The organism is Natrinema marinum, assembly GCF_024296685.1.
Taxonomy (GTDB): domain Archaea; phylum Halobacteriota; class Halobacteria; order Halobacteriales; family Natrialbaceae; genus Natrinema; species Natrinema marinum.
The window spans coordinates 2470936-2486021 of record NZ_CP100763.1; the positions used below are offsets into that span (position 1 = coordinate 2470936).

At 67.5% G+C, this 15086-nt stretch carries 19 protein-coding genes; 5 read left to right on the plus strand and 14 right to left on the minus strand.

Going from position 1 to position 15086, the window contains the following annotated elements; translation table 11 throughout:
• Positions 1 to 37: 37 nt before the first annotated feature.
• The 3 genes from lwrS to NKH51_RS12285 all read right to left on the minus strand — a co-directional run bounded on the left by lwrS (position 38) and on the right by NKH51_RS12285 (position 1471).
• Positions 38 to 433, minus strand: coding sequence for an LWR-salt protein (lwrS, locus tag NKH51_RS12275; RefSeq protein ID WP_254761970.1), 396 nt, complete (start codon positions 431 to 433; stop codon positions 38 to 40).
• A gap of 15 nt (positions 434 to 448) precedes the next feature.
• Entirely contained in the window at positions 449 to 730 is a 282-nt protein-coding gene (locus NKH51_RS12280) for a 4a-hydroxytetrahydrobiopterin dehydratase (protein WP_254761971.1), read from the minus strand.
• Between the two features lie 81 nt (positions 731 to 811).
• Positions 812 to 1471: a helix-turn-helix domain-containing protein gene (locus tag NKH51_RS12285; RefSeq protein ID WP_254761972.1), complete on the minus strand. Its 660-nt coding sequence runs from the start codon at positions 1469 to 1471 to the stop codon at positions 812 to 814.
• 197 nt (positions 1472 to 1668) lie between these two features.
• Here NKH51_RS12285 and NKH51_RS12290 point away from each other — a divergent pair, with 197 nt between their 5' ends.
• A complete protein-coding gene (locus NKH51_RS12290) occupies positions 1669 to 1941 on the plus strand; it encodes a hypothetical protein (RefSeq protein WP_254761973.1) in 273 nt (90 codons plus the stop codon).
• 91 nt (positions 1942 to 2032) lie between these two features.
• Here NKH51_RS12290 and NKH51_RS12295 read toward each other — a convergent pair whose 3' ends face one another.
• Positions 2033 to 2224, minus strand: coding sequence for a glycine zipper domain-containing protein (locus NKH51_RS12295; protein WP_254761974.1), 192 nt, complete (start codon positions 2222 to 2224; stop codon positions 2033 to 2035).
• Positions 2225 to 2278: 54 nt separating this feature from the next.
• Positions 2279 to 3709: an MATE family efflux transporter gene (locus tag NKH51_RS12300; RefSeq protein WP_254761975.1), complete on the minus strand. Its 1431-nt coding sequence runs from the start codon at positions 3707 to 3709 to the stop codon at positions 2279 to 2281.
• Positions 3710 to 3825: 116 nt separating this feature from the next.
• Between NKH51_RS12300 and NKH51_RS12305 the strand changes: the two genes are divergently transcribed.
• On the plus strand, positions 3826 to 4410 hold the full coding sequence (locus tag NKH51_RS12305; protein WP_254761976.1) for a DUF8173 domain-containing protein: 585 nt from the start codon (positions 3826 to 3828) through the stop codon (positions 4408 to 4410).
• Here the strand turns inward: NKH51_RS12305 and NKH51_RS12310 are convergent.
• Entirely contained in the window at positions 4399 to 5484 is a 1086-nt protein-coding gene (locus tag NKH51_RS12310; protein ID WP_254761977.1) for a geranylgeranyl reductase family protein, read from the minus strand. The two genes, NKH51_RS12305 and NKH51_RS12310, sit on opposite strands and share 12 nt — an antisense overlap.
• Positions 5485 to 5587: 103 nt before the next feature.
• On the minus strand, positions 5588 to 5767 hold the full coding sequence (locus NKH51_RS12315; RefSeq protein ID WP_254761978.1) for a hypothetical protein: 180 nt from the start codon (positions 5765 to 5767) through the stop codon (positions 5588 to 5590).
• Between the two features lie 140 nt (positions 5768 to 5907).
• Between NKH51_RS12315 and NKH51_RS12320 the strand changes: the two genes are divergently transcribed.
• Both NKH51_RS12320 and NKH51_RS12325 read left to right on the plus strand, forming a co-directional pair.
• On the plus strand, positions 5908 to 6732 hold the full coding sequence (locus NKH51_RS12320; protein WP_254761979.1) for a cyclase family protein: 825 nt from the start codon (positions 5908 to 5910) through the stop codon (positions 6730 to 6732).
• The gene (locus NKH51_RS12325) at positions 6729 to 7724 is read left to right on the plus strand and encodes a fumarylacetoacetate hydrolase family protein (RefSeq protein ID WP_254761980.1); all 996 of its coding nucleotides are present in this window, start codon (positions 6729 to 6731) and stop codon (positions 7722 to 7724) included. Before NKH51_RS12320 ends, NKH51_RS12325 begins: the two co-directional genes overlap by 4 nt.
• A 25-nt stretch (positions 7725 to 7749) precedes the next feature.
• On the opposite strand, the gene NKH51_RS12330 is transcribed toward NKH51_RS12325, so the two are convergent.
• The 7 genes from NKH51_RS12330 to NKH51_RS12360 all read right to left on the minus strand — a co-directional run bounded on the left by NKH51_RS12330 (position 7750) and on the right by NKH51_RS12360 (position 13835).
• The gene (locus NKH51_RS12330) at positions 7750 to 10284 is read right to left on the minus strand and encodes an efflux RND transporter permease subunit (RefSeq protein WP_254761981.1); all 2535 of its coding nucleotides are present in this window, start codon (positions 10282 to 10284) and stop codon (positions 7750 to 7752) included.
• 132 nt (positions 10285 to 10416) lie between these two features.
• Entirely contained in the window at positions 10417 to 10767 is a 351-nt protein-coding gene (locus tag NKH51_RS12335) for a hypothetical protein (protein ID WP_254761982.1), read from the minus strand.
• Positions 10768 to 10849: 82 nt separating this feature from the next.
• Positions 10850 to 11434: a GTP-dependent dephospho-CoA kinase family protein gene (locus tag NKH51_RS12340; protein ID WP_254761983.1), complete on the minus strand. Its 585-nt coding sequence runs from the start codon at positions 11432 to 11434 to the stop codon at positions 10850 to 10852.
• Between the two features lie 4 nt (positions 11435 to 11438).
• Entirely contained in the window at positions 11439 to 11636 is a 198-nt protein-coding gene (spt4, locus tag NKH51_RS12345; RefSeq protein ID WP_254761984.1) for a transcription elongation factor subunit Spt4, read from the minus strand.
• A gap of 2 nt (positions 11637 to 11638) precedes the next feature.
• Positions 11639 to 12208, minus strand: a complete 570-nt coding sequence (locus NKH51_RS12350) for a DNA-directed RNA polymerase (RefSeq protein ID WP_254761985.1) — start codon at positions 12206 to 12208, stop codon at positions 11639 to 11641.
• Positions 12209 to 12601, minus strand: coding sequence for a type II toxin-antitoxin system VapC family toxin (locus tag NKH51_RS12355; RefSeq protein WP_254761987.1), 393 nt, complete (start codon positions 12599 to 12601; stop codon positions 12209 to 12211). It abuts the gene before it with no gap.
• 1 nt (position 12602) lies between these two features.
• Positions 12603 to 13835, minus strand: coding sequence for a translation initiation factor IF-2 subunit gamma (locus NKH51_RS12360; RefSeq protein ID WP_254761988.1), 1233 nt, complete (start codon positions 13833 to 13835; stop codon positions 12603 to 12605).
• Positions 13836 to 14042: 207 nt separating this feature from the next.
• Between NKH51_RS12360 and NKH51_RS12365 the strand changes: the two genes are divergently transcribed.
• The gene (locus tag NKH51_RS12365) at positions 14043 to 15068 is read left to right on the plus strand and encodes a DUF5787 family protein (protein WP_254761989.1); all 1026 of its coding nucleotides are present in this window, start codon (positions 14043 to 14045) and stop codon (positions 15066 to 15068) included.
• The last annotated feature ends 18 nt before the right edge of the window (positions 15069 to 15086 follow it).

Genomic DNA, 15086 nt, shown 5'->3' on the forward strand with positions numbered 1-15086 from the left:
GTCGGCGGCGATCGGTCACGGCGTCGGAAGCGACGCCTCACTCGTCCGAATCGGTCACGCGAACGCTCGAGCCCAGATACTTCGAAAGGGCTTCAGAGACGGTCTCGGCTTTGAACGCCGCGAGATCCGCGGCGATTTCGCCTTTCAACGCGTCGAAGTACGCCTCGTCGGTCTGGAGTTCGCGGAAGTCGACGGCCTCGACGGTCCGCTCGGGGACGCCGAGCCACTCGGCAGCGAGGCGGCGGGCGTAGTCCTCGTCTCCTACCTCGCCGCGCCACAACGTGTTGCGGAAGAACAACCAGCTCTCGGTGCCCGGCTCCGGAGCCTCGCGAAACAGGGTGACCGTCGTCGCCGCGCTGCCCGGTTCGAGGGAGACACCCTCTCGAGCAGGCTCGAGTCGGACCCGAACGCGGAAGGCGTAGCGGGCGTCCATCGCGACCGTCGGGGATCAGGCGTTGCGCTCGGACTCGATCAGGTCTGCCATCTCGAGGTCGGCGTCGGTGATGCCGCCTTCCTCGTGGGAGGTCAGCCGAACCTCGATTTCCGAGTAGCGGATGACGATCTCGGGGTGGTGGAACTGCGCTTCGGCGATCTCGCCGACCATCTGGGCGAAGTTGACGCCGCGGAGGTAGTCGTCGAACTCGTAGACGCGAACGATCTCGTCGCCGTCGCGCGTCCACTCGTCTGGGAGTTCCGCCTCGATTTCGTCGTCGGAAAGCAGGTCAGCCATGTGGGGCCGAACGCAAGCCACCCAAATAACGATTGTGCCACGTTGGCATCTCAGCGCGCCGTCCCGGCGGTCGATAGGGGGTCAGTCGAGCCGCGACTGCTCGCCCGCGGGCTGGAGTTCAGCGTCGACCAGCGTCTCGTAGGCCCGGCGGAACCGCTCGGAGAGCGCCTGATGGGAGATGCCCAGTTCTCCGGCCAACTCCTCCATCGAAATGCTGCGTGGAATCTCGAAGTAGCCATACTCGAGGGCCGCCTCGAGGGCCTCCTGTTGCTCGGGCGTCAGCCGCGTCTCGTGGCCGCCGACATCGGTCACGTCGGTCACCCGTCGGAGGTCGGCGTTGACGCCGCGCTCGACCAACTGGTCGTAGGCGTCACAGAGCGTGTCCCGGTCGCGGTAGCGCACCGTCACCTGCCACCAGCCGTCGGTCGCCCGCGCCTCGAGCAACGAGCCGCCGTCGGCGAGCAGGTCGTCCCAGAGCCGGTTCGTGCCCGACCCCTCCGAAAACGTCACGTCGTACAGCAGCCGCGAATCCGTCTCGACGAGGAGTTCCGCGGTCTCGACCGACGGATCCGCCGCGAAGGCGGCGTCGGCGGTCTCGTGATCGACACCGTCTACCCACAGCGACGGCCGGGTCTTCGATACCGAGGACTCGAGTTCGAACGTGGCCGCCGGCGCGCGCTCGAAGGCGATCGCCAGCGCCGTCTCCGCCGCGGGAAGCCGAAGGTCGGCTATCGTCGACATCGGGCGTTGTACACCGCCACGGCGTAAAAACCGCTGTTACGGTGAGGCTGACTGTCGGCTTCGGTGACACCGATCGACGGTACGACTCGAGTCGGCGCCGACGAGTAGCCACCGTGAGCGGTGTCGAGACGTTTCGAAGATCGCTCGACGGTTCCGGTCCGAAAAGATATATACTGTTGGACATCCAATCATTCCCCATGGCTTACGCCCGAACTGAGGGACGATACGTCTCACGGTCCACGTGGTCCTCGCTGAGCTATGCGACCATGCAACTGATGACGACGATCACGCTCGTGGCCCTCACGGCGTCGCTGACTGCGGTGTCGATGGGTGCAGCCGAGGACGTCGTGGCCGTCGCACTCGTGGCCATCGCCGTCATCGGTCTCGGCCTCACGCTCGTCCGGCTTTTCGTCACACTCGAAACGAGTGGAATCCCGCTGCTCGAGGACGACCGCACAGCGGCCACGTGACCGCTGTTTCGTCGTCGATCCGTCGGCACTGCCCCGATCGGACACCGATTCGCCGAACGAACTGACCCGAGCGCTGTGTCGGGCCACCGCACTATCGCTGCCCCAGTCCGGCTCCGAGAGCGACCCCCATCGCGATCCCCAGCGGGAGCCAGAGCGCGATATTCTCCGTCGCGACGCCGATCGAGACGCCGATTCCGGTTCCGATCGCGATGCCGGCCGCAATGTCGTTCTCTCCGTCGTCGCTCTCGTCCGCAACCGTCGGCTCGCCGTCTCGGTCGGCCATACGTAGCCGATCGTGGCCAGGCAAGTTAGCTGTCGGTGTCGCCCCTGATTCACCTCAGCCGGGCTCCGAGGACGGCCGATACCGCCGGCTCACGGCCTTCCACCGGCCGGACCGGAACAGCCAGTAGTTGATCCCGCCCGGCACGGCCGTCTCGAGGAAGAGCGCCAGATAGAGGCCGCCGACGCCGAGCGGCGTGACCAGTCCCAGCGCGGCCGCCGGGAGCGCGAACGCGTACCGGCCGAGCAGCGAGGCGACGAACGGCCAGCGGGTGTCGCCGGCCCCCAGCAGCGCCCCCGCCGCGGCCCCGTCGATCCCAAAGGTGACGGAACTGACCGCGCCGACGACGACGAAGACGGCCGCCTGCGCGAGCGCATCGGGGTCGGAGACGAACAGCCCCGCGATCGGCTCGGCGAATATCATCACCAGCGCGGCTACCCCCGCGTAGAGGACGGTCGAGAGCCGGATGATCGCCGCTCCGTAAGCGTCCGCCTCGGTCTCCTCGGCCGCGCCTAGGTGCTGGCCGACCAGCGAACTCGAGGCCAGCGACAGCCCCCAGTTGACGCTATTGATCAGCCCGCGCACGCGCCGGCCCACCTCGAGGGCCGTGACGACGACCGGCCCGAACGTGGCGGCGATCCACAGCAGCGGGAAGACGACGAGCCCCTGGGCGAGCCGGCGGCCGATCTCCGGCGTAGCGATCTCGATCAACTGGCGGATCATCGCCGCGTCGAACGGCGGGCTCGAGCGCGTGATCGGGACGGGGCTCGGCTGCATCCCGAGCCGGCCGTACGAGCGGCCGAACATCCCCCACGCGAGGACGAGCGTCACGAACCCGCTCGCGAGCGTCGTCCCGATCGCCGCGCCGGCGACGCCCATCCCGAGTCCGAAGATGAACGCGCCGCTGAGGACGATGTTGAGTATCGCCCCGCCGGCGCGAGCCATCATCTCCGTGAACGTGTCGCCGACGCCCGTGTACGTGCGACTGGCGACGAGATTGAGCAGTTCGAAGACCACGGCCGGCGCGACGTAGACGAGGTAGGTCGTCCCGTAGCGACGCGGGGCCGGGTCGGCGCCGAGCAGGTCGATCAGGGGCCCGGCGAAGGCGAGAAATACGGCCACGACCGGGATCGACAGCGCGACCGCGAGCACGGCGCTCTGGGAGACGGCCAGCGACGCGCGATCGGCCGCCTCGCCGCCGTAGTTCTGCGAGACGAGCGTGACGGTGCCGCCCGCGAGGCCGAGTCCCAGCATCGTCACCAGCTGCCAGTAGCCGAGCGCGAACGCCAGTCCCGCGGTGCCGGCGGTGCCGACGGCGACCCCGACCATCGCGAGGTCGGCCGTCTGCTTGGACATGATCGCAAAGCCCGTGACGATCCGGGGCCACGCGAGCTCCATCGTCGGCCAGAACCGCTCGGCGTCGATGATCCCCAGGCGCTCGAGCGCGCTCACGAGAATCGAGACGACGGCGAGCTGCCGCGCTTTCATCGACCGTTCTTTCGGTACCGGTGCCTTCGGTCTATCGGCTCCGGCACTCGAGGCCGGCCATCGGAGTTGGTGACGATTCGCAATTACTATTACCAAGTTGTCACTACATCGGCCGTATGTGTCCGCCCTCCCTGTGTCGACTCCGAACGGTCGCCCTCGCGACCGCGATATCCCTGCTCACCGTTCCCGCGGTGGCACTCGCACAGCGAAGGCCGAACGGGTTCGAAACCGGTACCGAAACCGCGGCCGCCGCGCCGTGGTACGTTCAGGCGATCATCGCCGGGGGGATCACGCTCGTCATCGGTGGTCTGCTGGTCGCGGTCGTGCCCGACAGCACGCGGCGACGAACAGATTTCGCGCTCGAGTCGCCCGTGCTCGCATTGGTCTACGGCGTCGCCAGTTTGGTGGCTGTGATCGGGACTTCGGTTCTGTTAGCGATCACAGGGATCGGACTGTTGCTCGCGGTTCCGATGCTCCTGATTTTCGCCCTCGTGGCGCTGGTGGCCAGCGTGTACGGCTATCTCGCTGTCGGTCGGCTCGTCGGCGACGAGTGGACCCTCGCGTTGGGGAGCGCGGTCGTCGTTTCGATTGCGGTCGGTGTGGTTCCGGTTCTCGGCCCCATCATCGGATTCGTCATCGGTAGCATCGGACTGGGAACGGTCGTCATGACGATCCAGGAGGATCGGAATTCACGACCGTGAGAGCACCGCTCTGAGGTGATCGATCGAGAGCAGCGACGTCGGCCGGTCCATGTGGACGCCGATCTCGCCCGACAGCGCGCTCAGACCGAGCCGCTGGACCGGCTCCGGCAGCGAGTACGCCCGCCGAAGCCAGCGGCCGAGTTCCTGCTCGCGCTCCAGGTCCGCGCGCCAGGCCCGCTCGTAGGCCGCGAGCGAGGTCGGCCGGTCGGGGTCGATCTCGCGGGCGGCGTGGTCGGCGCTGGTCATGCCGTAGAGGATGCCGCCGCCGGTGAAAGGCTTGGTCTGAGCGGCTGCGTCGCCGATGAGGAAGGCCCGCCGCGTCGTGACGCGGTCCGGGGGGCCGATCGGGATCGCCCCCGAGCAGCGGTGGGAGACGTCGATCTCGTAGCCGTCGATCAGTTCCTCGAAGTGTTTGGTCACCTGCACGCCCGGCGGGGCCGCCAGCCCGTACTCGACGCCGGCCTCCCCGCGGGGGATGCGCCACGCGAAAAAGGTCGGCGGCGTGAGGTGAACGTCGACGAAGTCCTGGTGGTCGTCCTCCTCGGAAAAGGCGAGAACGCCGTGAAGCAACTCCTCGGGCTGGGGCAACTCGAGTTGGTCGCGCACTCTCGAGCGCGGGCCGTCGCAGCCGGCGAGCATCTTCGCCTCGACCTCGAGGGTGCCGTCGGGACCGTTCGCGACGATTGCGACGCGGTCGCGGTGCTCGGAGACCTCGGTGACGGTGTGATCCTCGCGAACGTCTGCACCCGCCTCGCGGGCCCGCTCCGCGAGGTGGCGGTCGAGTCCGACGCGGTCGATGACGTTCGAGGCCACCTCGCGCTTGTAGAACGGGTAGGCGTCGCTGCGCGGGCCGCCGACGTGGAATCGCGCCCCGTAGATCTCGTTCTGGAACAGCTCGTCGCGAGCGCCCTCGCCGGTGAACTCCCAGATGTCGGTGCTGACGTGGCCCGAACAGGCCAGTGGCTCCCCGATGGTCCCCTTCTCGAGGGCGAGCACGTCGTAGCCGTCTTCGGCGGCCCGTCGGGCGAAGCGCGCGCCCGGCGGCCCGACGCCGACGACGACGAAATCGTACATAGTCGTCGGGTTCACGTTGGAGAGTAAATAACTTCTCGAGACGCGTTCGGGAAAACAGACGACGCGGCCCGGATGGTGTGGTCCACCGTCGGTGTCGTCGGGCTCAGTCGGTCGCGGACCGCGAGGCCACTCGAAGCATCGCGAAGACCGCCAGGCAAACCGCCAGCCCCAACACTCCATACTGGACGCACCACACCGCCGAATCGAGAAGCGAGATACCAGTGACGGTAAGCGCCATGGCCGTCGTCAGAACGACGACCCACGAGTCGGTCCCTTGGTCCATGGGCTCTAGTCATGTATCTGACATTTAATAGCTGGCGATCGTCGATCATCACACGGAATCCGACGACCGCTCGAGCGGTCGGGAAATCGCAAACAGCCGGTGCAGTCACGCTTACATGGCTCCCCCGAAACGTGGCCATCATGCGCGATCTGTTGACAGCCGACGATACCACGCTGATCGACCTCAGCATCGGCCTCGAGGACGGGGTCGCGAGCGAACCCACACCACCGAAAATCGACGCCTTCGACCACGAGGCGGGCGCACAGCGACTCGCCGAGACTCTTCAGGCGCAAGGCTACGACGTGGCCGCCGAGGATTTCCCGGACGGCATGGGGCTGGCATGGGAGGACCTCGAGGTGATCCCCCACGCCGGCACCCACATGGACGCGCCCTGGCATTACGGCCCCGAAGTCGACGGCGAACCGGCGAAGACGATCGAGGAGATCCCCCTCGAGTGGTGTCGCGGGAGCGCGGTCGTCCTCGACTTCCGGCGGATGGAGCCCGGCGCGGAGATCGGCGTCGACGACCTCGAGGAGGCCCTCGACGACCTGGGTCACGAGCTCTCGCCGGGCGAGATCGTCCTGATCCAGACGGGAGCCGACGAGCTGTGGGGGCAGCCCGAGTACCTGACCGAGTTCCCCGGAATGGGAGCTGAGGGGACGAAATATCTCGTCGAGCAGGGGGTGAAGGTGATCGGGACGGACGCCTACGGGTTCGACAAGCCCTTCACCGCGATGGGCGAGCGCTACGTCGAGTCGGGGGACGAAGACGAGCTCTGGCCGGCACACTTCGCCGGCCGCGAGGTCGAGTACTGCCAGATCGAGAAGATGGCGAACTTAGACGCCTTGCCTCGGAAGACCGACGTACCGATCGTCGCCTTCCCCATCAAAATAGAGAACGCCAGCGGCGGCTGGGTGCGACCGGTTGCCGTTATCGACGACGAGACGGGAGGTGATCTCGCATGAAACTCGCGACCTTCGAAGTCGACACCCCCGTGGGTCCCGTCGAACGAATCGGTGCCGTCGACGAATCGACCGCGTCGGACGACGCGCCGGCTGGCGAGGCGACCCTCGTCGATCTCACCGCCGCCTACGGCGCGGCCCTCGCAGCCGAGGGCGAACCCGCCCCCGCAGACCTCGCCCGCGCGCACGTCCCGCCGGAGATGATCGCCTTCTTGGAGCGCGGGGACCGGGCGATCGACGACGCGCGCGAAGCCGTCGAGTACGCGGCCGAGACCGACAGAGAGCGCGGCCCTGGCGGCGCGAAACTCCGGTACGACCCCGACGAGTACCGACTGCTCGCGCCGCTGCCGCGTCCGAACTCGATGCGCGACTGCATGGCCATCGAGGAGCACGTCCAGAACAGCATGGACGGCGAGATCGCGGACGTCTGGTACGAGCTGCCGGTCTACTACAAGGGCAACGCCGACAGCGTCGTCGCACCGGGCGAGACGGTCCAGTGGCCCGACTACTCACAGATTATGGACTACGAACTCGAGATCGCGGCCGTGATCGGCAAGCGCGGCCGCGACATCCCGGCCGCGGAGGCCGAGGAGCACATCGCCGGCTACACCGTGTTCAACGACTTCAGTGCCCGCGACATCCAAGGGAAGGAGATGGAGGGGCGGCTCGGTCCCGCGAAGGGCAAGGACTTCGCCAACGGGCTCGGCCCCTACTTCGTCCCCCGCGAGGACATCGACGTGCTCTCCGCCCCGATGACCGCCCGAATCGACGGCGAGGTCTGGTCCGAAGGCACTGTCGACGAGATGTACCACTCTTTCGCGGAGATCGTCGAGCACATCTCCCAGTCCGAGACGCTCCACCCCGGCGATGTCATCGGCAGCGGCACCGTCGGCGAGGGCTGCGGCCTCGAGCTCGGCCAATGGCTCGAGGACGGCGACACCGTCGCACTCACAGTCGAGGGGATCGGCACGCTCGAGCACACGGTCGTCGAGTAGGCGGGACCGACGCGGCTGTCGGCCGTCAGTCATCGCCCGCGGCCGTCGCCGCCGGCTCCGCCCCGTCCGCGACGCGGCTGACGTCGGCGTACCGCGCCCAGAGCGCGAGCATGCTCGGGAGGACGAGTACGCTTACGAGGAACGAGGTGACGAGCGCGAGCACGACTAGCAATCCGAGGCTCTCGATCTGCGGATGCGGGTGCAACAGCAGCGCCAGGAACGCCGCTGCGGAGGTGAGCGTGCTGCCGAGCAACGCGCCGCCGGTCCCGATGACGGCCGCTTCGAGCGCCTCGTAGGCGCTCCCGCGGCGCTCGAGTTCCTGCGCGAAGCGATCGCTGACGTGGATGTTGTAGTCGATTCCGAGTCCGACGACGAGACTCATCAGGAGCGCGGTGAGCAGGGTCAAGGGCACGTCGAGCAGGAACATGCTCCCGATGACGAGCCCGGCGACGAGGACGATGGGAACGACGGTCACGGCCCCGAGGCTCGCGCTGCCCTCGGTCAGTCGATAGATGCCGATTAAGCTGACGGCGATCACACCCAGCGCGAGGGCCAATACGTAGAGGATTCCCTCCGTCACTTCGGCCAGTTCGGCCTGCATGACAGCAGCGGGACCGGCCGCGGTCGCGGTCAGGTCCGCGTCGCCGTTCTCGATCGCGGCGGCTGCCTCCTGCATCCCGTCGGCACGCTCGTCGGCCGTCTCGCTTCGGTCGACGGTGACGAGCAGCCGGAGGGATCGGTACTCGCCCTCGTCCGTCCGTTCGATCACCTTCCCCGCCTCGTCGGGTGCGACCGCGAAGAGGCGGTCGTAGACCGACTCGAGGTCACGGTCCGGAACCCCGTCACCGTTCGCGTCAGCCCCCTCGAAGGTCGCGGCGAACGACTCGTTTTCCGCGGCGGCGGCCTCCATGACCGACAGTGGCGACACCACCGACTCGACACCCTGCTGGTCAAACGCCACTCCCGTCTCGTGGGCCCGTTCGACCCCGTTGTTGACCTGCTCGAGGGTTCCGGGAGCCGTCACGTCGTCCTCGATCAGTATTTGGGAGCGGCCCGTCTCGTCGTCGCTCGACTGGTATTGCTCCGTGACGTACAGCCGGTTCTCGATGAACGCCGACTCTTCCCAGGCCATGGGGCCGGGCAGGTCCGTCTTCCAGTCGGCGACGGGTTCGGTCCGCTGTTGGAAGCTCTCTTGCTCCAGTGCGGGCCACGCTGCCGCCCCGGCTGTTCCAGCGACGAGCGCGACGACGATGACGACGGGCGCGGCCCGCTTGGCGAGGCCGACGCTGCCGCCGAGCGCGCGCCGCAGGTAGCGGCCGTGACCGAGCGGTTCCTTGTGCCGATCGAGGCCGACGCGCTCGCAGAGGCCGTCGATGCTGATCTTCAGCGCGGGGACGAGCGTGACGAAGATGACGAATGCCGAGATGACGCCGAGCGTGATCCCGATCGCCATGTTCCGGATCGAGGTCACCGGGTTGACGACGTTCGAGAGGAAGCCGATCGCCGTCGTCACCGTGACCAGTGCGAGCGCGACGGCGACCGACCGGACCGACCGCGTCATCGGCGGGCGGATCCCCTCGCCGTCTCCACGCTGTTCGCGATAGCGCATGAAGACGTGGAACCCGAAGTCGATGCTGATGCCGGCGATCATCACCGGCCCGATGATCATCGTGATTCCTGCCGAGACGCCTAACCAGCCCAAGATGCCGAACATCCAGACGATCGAGACGACGACGCCGATCATCCCGACGATGACGTCGACGAGATCGCGGTAGGTGAATGCGAGAATGCCGAGGATGAGCGCCAGCGCGACCGGCAGGACGAGCGTCACCGTGTTCGAGTACATCTGCTGGTTGAGGTCGCCGACCGCGTGCTCGCCGAGAGTGAAGAAGGATGGCTCGTCGTGGTCGGCGGCCGCCTCGTAGAGTGCCCGCTGTGCGTCGCTTGGCGTCCCAGCCGACTCGGCCGCCCCATCCGTTTCGAAACGGAAGATCATCCGACGACTCTCAGCCGTCGCGGTTCCCGGTTCGTAGCTGCGGGGCAACAGCGAGAGCGCGCCCGACTCCGCGGTCAGCGTCTCCGCGACGAGCGCTTCGACCTCGTCGTCGTCGGTCGACTCGAGGGCTGCGATCTGTTCCTCGAGCGTCGCGTTCAGGTCGCCCGCCGCTCGCGTCGCGATCACGTTCGCGACGCCGGTGACGCCCCGCTCGCCAGCGAGCGCCGCCGACACCGACTCGTTTTTCAGCACCGTCCGCTGGTACTCGAGGGACTCGATCAAGGTCGCCTTCGAGAGCGCGTTGTCGCCTTCGTCTCGAACGTAGACGGCCGCGACCGAGACGTTCTCTCCCCGATTGCTCCCGTCGTCGTAGTGTTCGTCGATGTACGTCGCCTTCTGTGCGGCCGTCGTCTCGCCGACGTCGCCGCCGCCCGCCTGACTGGACGTGTCGAGATTCCCCATCCCGACGACCATCCCGGCGGTCATGAGCAACAAAACGACGATCACGAGCCGATTGTGGCTCGTGACCGCGTCGATACACCCGTCGAGTACGTCTCGTACCATGTCGTTTCCATCTCGAGGCGGAAATAGCATAAAAAGGGAATCACGGTTTCCGACCGTGAAACTCGCCGAGGGCCCGCGACTGCGGCCGGTCGGCAGACGGCCACCTATGCGCTCGAGGCGGCGGGCAGCCCGTTATAGTCCGCCGTCGACCGCCTCGTACTCGTGGGCGGCGCTCGAGGTAAGGAGAACGCCGATCACGCCGAGATAGCCGGCGAAGAACTCGATATCGAGGCCGTTCGTGACGACGACACCGAAGATACCCGCACCGAAGAGTCCGATCGCGTAGCCGAGTTTATCCGTCGATCGGTCGAATACGAACGCCTCGCGGGAGAGCAGCGCCGGGTACTGGACGACGAAATACGCCCAGCCGGTGTAAAGCGCACCCACGCCGATTGCAGCGTAGACACTGGCTTCACCGAATCCGAACACGGCTCCGCAAGCGATCACGCCGACGCCGACTGCGATCGGAAGTGCGCGATCCATATCATCTTCGCGAACGCACCTGATAATAAGTATCGCGTACAAGCACAGCCGAAAGCGGGATCCGTCCGAGAACGAACGATACTCAGTCCTCGCTCGAGCCCTCGAGCAGGGTCCAAAAGCGCTCGGTGTCGCCCTCGAAGCGCTCGAGCAACTCGCGCATCTCCGCGCGGTGGTCGTCGGTGATCTCGACGTGGACCATCCCCTCGTCGGGTTGGCCGTAGACGACGCTTGCGCCGTCGGGTGCGGCGACGATGGCGGGCAGCGCGACCAGGTCCTCTTCGCCGTCGACGAGAATCGTGGTCGGCTCGTCGGCCGCGAGCGCACGTCGGAGCGCCCGGACGACGGGCGCGCCGAGTTCGGCGGGCGGGTTCTTCACCTCGATGCTCGCGCCGTCGGTGACCGTCTCGCGGATCTCCTCGTCGACTGCCGTCCGCTTGGTCCGACCGTCGACCAGCGCCACGTCGGGCTGGCGCCCCGCCTGCAGCAGGTGGTAGGTGACGACGTCGCCGACGGCGATCAGCGGGCCGTCGACGGCCTCGAGGAGCCGGTCGGCGTCGGTTTCGATCGGGCCGAGTGGCTCTTTGAGTTCGTGACGGAGGTCGTCGGGAAGGACCAGTAGCTGCTCGTCGGGGTCGACGCGGTCGTCGTCGTTGTCGTCGCGAGTCACGGTCTCAGCGGACCTTCAGGGCGTACGCGCCCGGTTCGGTGATCTGCATCTCCGTCGCGATCTGACTCTCTTCGGGGTGGGCGATGATGACGTATCCCGCCCAGTCCTCGGTCAGCGACGAGGAGTTGCAGGCCTCACAGGTCTCGTTGTCGGGTTCGTTGACCCGGTGACACTCGCGACAGACGAGGCGGTCTGCTGCCATGGTTATTCACCTGCGGTCGCTTCGCGCTTCTCGCGTTCTTCCTCGAGCCAGCCGTGCTTGCCGAGGCCGGGCTGTTTCGCGGTGAGCCCGATCTTGGAGTCGCGGGGATTGCGCTCGTCGATGCTCTTGGTGACGATACGAGCCCGAACGGCGTCGTCGACGCCGAGCGAACGGGCGGACTCGTTCGAGGCGAGACGCTGGTTCTCGCCGTCGAACGCCAGATACTCGTCGCTGATCTGGGAGACGTGGAGCAGTCCGTCGACGGGGCCGATGCCGACGAAGGCCCCGAACTCGACGACCTCGACGACGGTGCCGTCGACGACCTCCTGCATCTGCGGATCGAAGGTGACGGCGTCGAACTCGGCCTCGTAGTAGACGCCCGGCCGGTTGGGCAACACCGTCCCCTCGCCGATGTCGTGGACTTCGGTGACGGAGACGACGCTGCCGACCTCCTCGTCCATCCGCCCCTCGAGTTTGTCCTGGAGCAGTCGCTTGACTCGGTCCGGCGAGACGTCGCCGAGTTCTTCCGGCGGTACTTCCACTGTATCCTTCAATCTGACCCGTTTGTACATCTATGGTTGAGTGATCGCTAACTTGTTTCTCCCGCGTAATGCAATTACCGGTATACTCGCCTCGAGTACCCGGTCGCGCAGCGGGCGGTCGTTCGTGACGACGTAGTCGACCGCGCCCTCGCGGGCGAGTTCGACCAGCGCGTCGTCGGCGTACGATGCCTCCGTGTCGACGGCGAGACAGCGCTCGGTCGCCAGATCGTGACCGACGTTCGCGGCCGTCCCCTCCTCGCCGCCCTTCTCGGAGAGCCGTCTGAGTTCCTCTAAGACGGCCTGGGGAATCGTCGGCTCGTAGTCGTCTAAGAGGCGCTCGAGTTCGTCGAACAGCCGCACGTCGAGTTCGACGGGCATCATGAGCGCGCTCGTGTCGAGGGCGACTCGCGTCCGCGCTGCCATGCTATTCCGTGAGCGTTCCCAGGCCGATCAGTCGCCAGCGCGCGCCGATGCGACGGTTGATCGCGATCTTCGTGCCCGGATCGGCGGCGACCGGTCGTTTGAGGTTGACCTCGCACTCGCCGCTTCGGGCGCTGGTGACGGCTCCGACGGTGGTCGCGGTGCCGACGGTCATCATCAGGGGTTCGCCGGTGGAGATCTCGTCGACCGTCTCGCCGCTTTCCGCGCCGACGACCCGCTCGAGTAAGTCGACTTCCATCGTGAACTCGTTCCACGTCGGCGGGAGCGTGCCGGGCGGACCCGCCATCCGGCCCGCCAGCGCGTCGCCTTTGGTGAGCGACGGGTCGAGCCCGGTACCGACGCCGAGCAAGCCGCCGGGCGTGACGGTGTCGACGGTCTCGCCGCCGGCCTGCAGCGATCGAACCGTCGTCTCGATGGGGACGTACTCGGTCCGGCCGCCCTCCTCGACCTCGCGGCCGGGCCGGATCTCGATCTCGTCGCCGACCGCGAGTTCGCCCCGGACGAGACTGCCGCCTAAGACGCCCCCAGCGAGGTTTTCGGCGGTCGTACCGGGTTTGTTGATGTCGAAACTGCGGGCGACGTGCATCCGAGGATCGGCCTCGGGGTCCCGCTCGGGGGTCGGAATCTCCTCCTCGATGGCCTGAATGAGCAGGTCGAGGTTGACCTCCTGGCCCGCGGAGACGGGGACGATCGGTGCGTCCTCGGCGACCGTGCCGGAGACGAACTCCTTGATCTGCTCGTAGTTGTTCCGGGCGGTGTCGGCGTCGACGAGGTCGACCTTGTTCTGGGCGATGACGATGTTGTCGATGCCGATGATGTCGAGCGCCATCAGGTGCTCCTCGGTCTGGGGCTGGGGGACGGGCTCGTTGGCGCTGACCACGAGCACCGCGCCGTCCATCAGGGACGCGCCGGAGAGCATCGTCGCCATCAGGGTCTCGTGACCCGGGGCGTCGACGAACGAGACGGTCCGGAGCGGCTCGCTTTCCGAGCCGTCCGCACACTCCTCCTCGACGGTGTAACAGTCGGGCTCCTCGAGGCCCTCGCAGTAGCGGAACGTCGCGTCGGCGTAGCCGAGCCTGATCGAGATGCCGCGTTTCATCTCTTCTGAGTGCTGATCCGTCCACGAGCCGCTGAGGGCTTGCACCAGCGTCGTCTTGCCGTGGTCGACGTGACCGACGAGCCCGATGTTCACCTCCGGTTGTCGATTTCCTGCCATAAGACGAGAGTAATCTTAGGTAGAGGTTCCGCTGTGCGCTTGATAAAGGTTGCGAGCTATCCCCGCCGCTCGAGCGCCGAACCCGCCCGACGGTAGCGATTCACACGATTCTCTCGTCCGGGCGAATTCGGACGCGAAAGCGGCGGAATCGCGGAGCTTCGTCGGCGAACCCGACAGCTTTTCTCGCGTCCGCCCCTGCCTCAGACCGTGTCCGAATTCGCGTTCGAACTCGAGCTCTGTGCCGCCCTCGAGTCGCGTCGGGCGGGGATCGTCGCCCGCCAGCTCGGCGCGAGCGTCGCCGATCCCGGCGGTCGGATCCTCGACGTCGTCTGCGTCGAGCCCGGCCCGGAGTTCGACGACCGCGTCGCGCTCGCGAGCGAGTCGATCCCCGACGCGGCCATCGAATCCGCCGTCGGCACCGGCCGGGCGCGCTACTGGAAGGAGACCTTCGACTGCCACGCCGAGCGCGCCCGCAGCGCCGTCGAGCGGGCGCTCGAGATCGGCTTCTTCGAGCGCGACCACGGCGCGAGCGCGGACGCGGGCCGCGACTACGTCCGGCAGGTCGCGCGCTATCCTGACTGGTACGGCCGCATCGTCGGGATCGAAAACAAGCCGGACCTCGGCCGGCCGGGCGACCTCGCAGCCCAGTTACGCACGGACGCGAGCCTCGCCGTCGTCGACGAGGCGATCCTCGCGACCGAGAGCTACGTCACGCGCGCCCACCTGAACCGCATCCCCGAGGAGATCGGCGTCTGGCGGATCCATCGCGAGGGGGAGGGGGCGGACGGCGAATCCGCGACCACCGACGCCGGCCTCGAGATCGACGTGATCCGCGAACCGGCGTCACTGCCCGTCGACGAGCCGGGAATCGAGCCCCTCGCCGCCCACCCCGGCCGAACCGAGATCGAAGTCGTCTCACCCGACGAGAAGGCCCGCGCCCGCCGCCGGCTCGCCGAACGGGCCTACGGCAAGGGCTGGCGAACGTACGGGTTTGCCGAGTGCGAGTCCTGCGTCGCGGACGCCACGAGCGGCGCGACGCTACCACACTGCGACTGGAAAGGGCGCGTCGTCGACGCCCCGACGGAGTGCGGTGCCGCGTGTCCGGGCTACGAGTCCGCCGCGGCTCCGGCGGACGAGAGCGACCTCGAGGCCGAACGCGACCGGCGGACGCCGTGGCGGGGGGACCCTGACGGGAGACGGCGACGGCAGTCCGGTCTGGATCGGTTTGGCTGACGGCCGTCCGATCGCTCG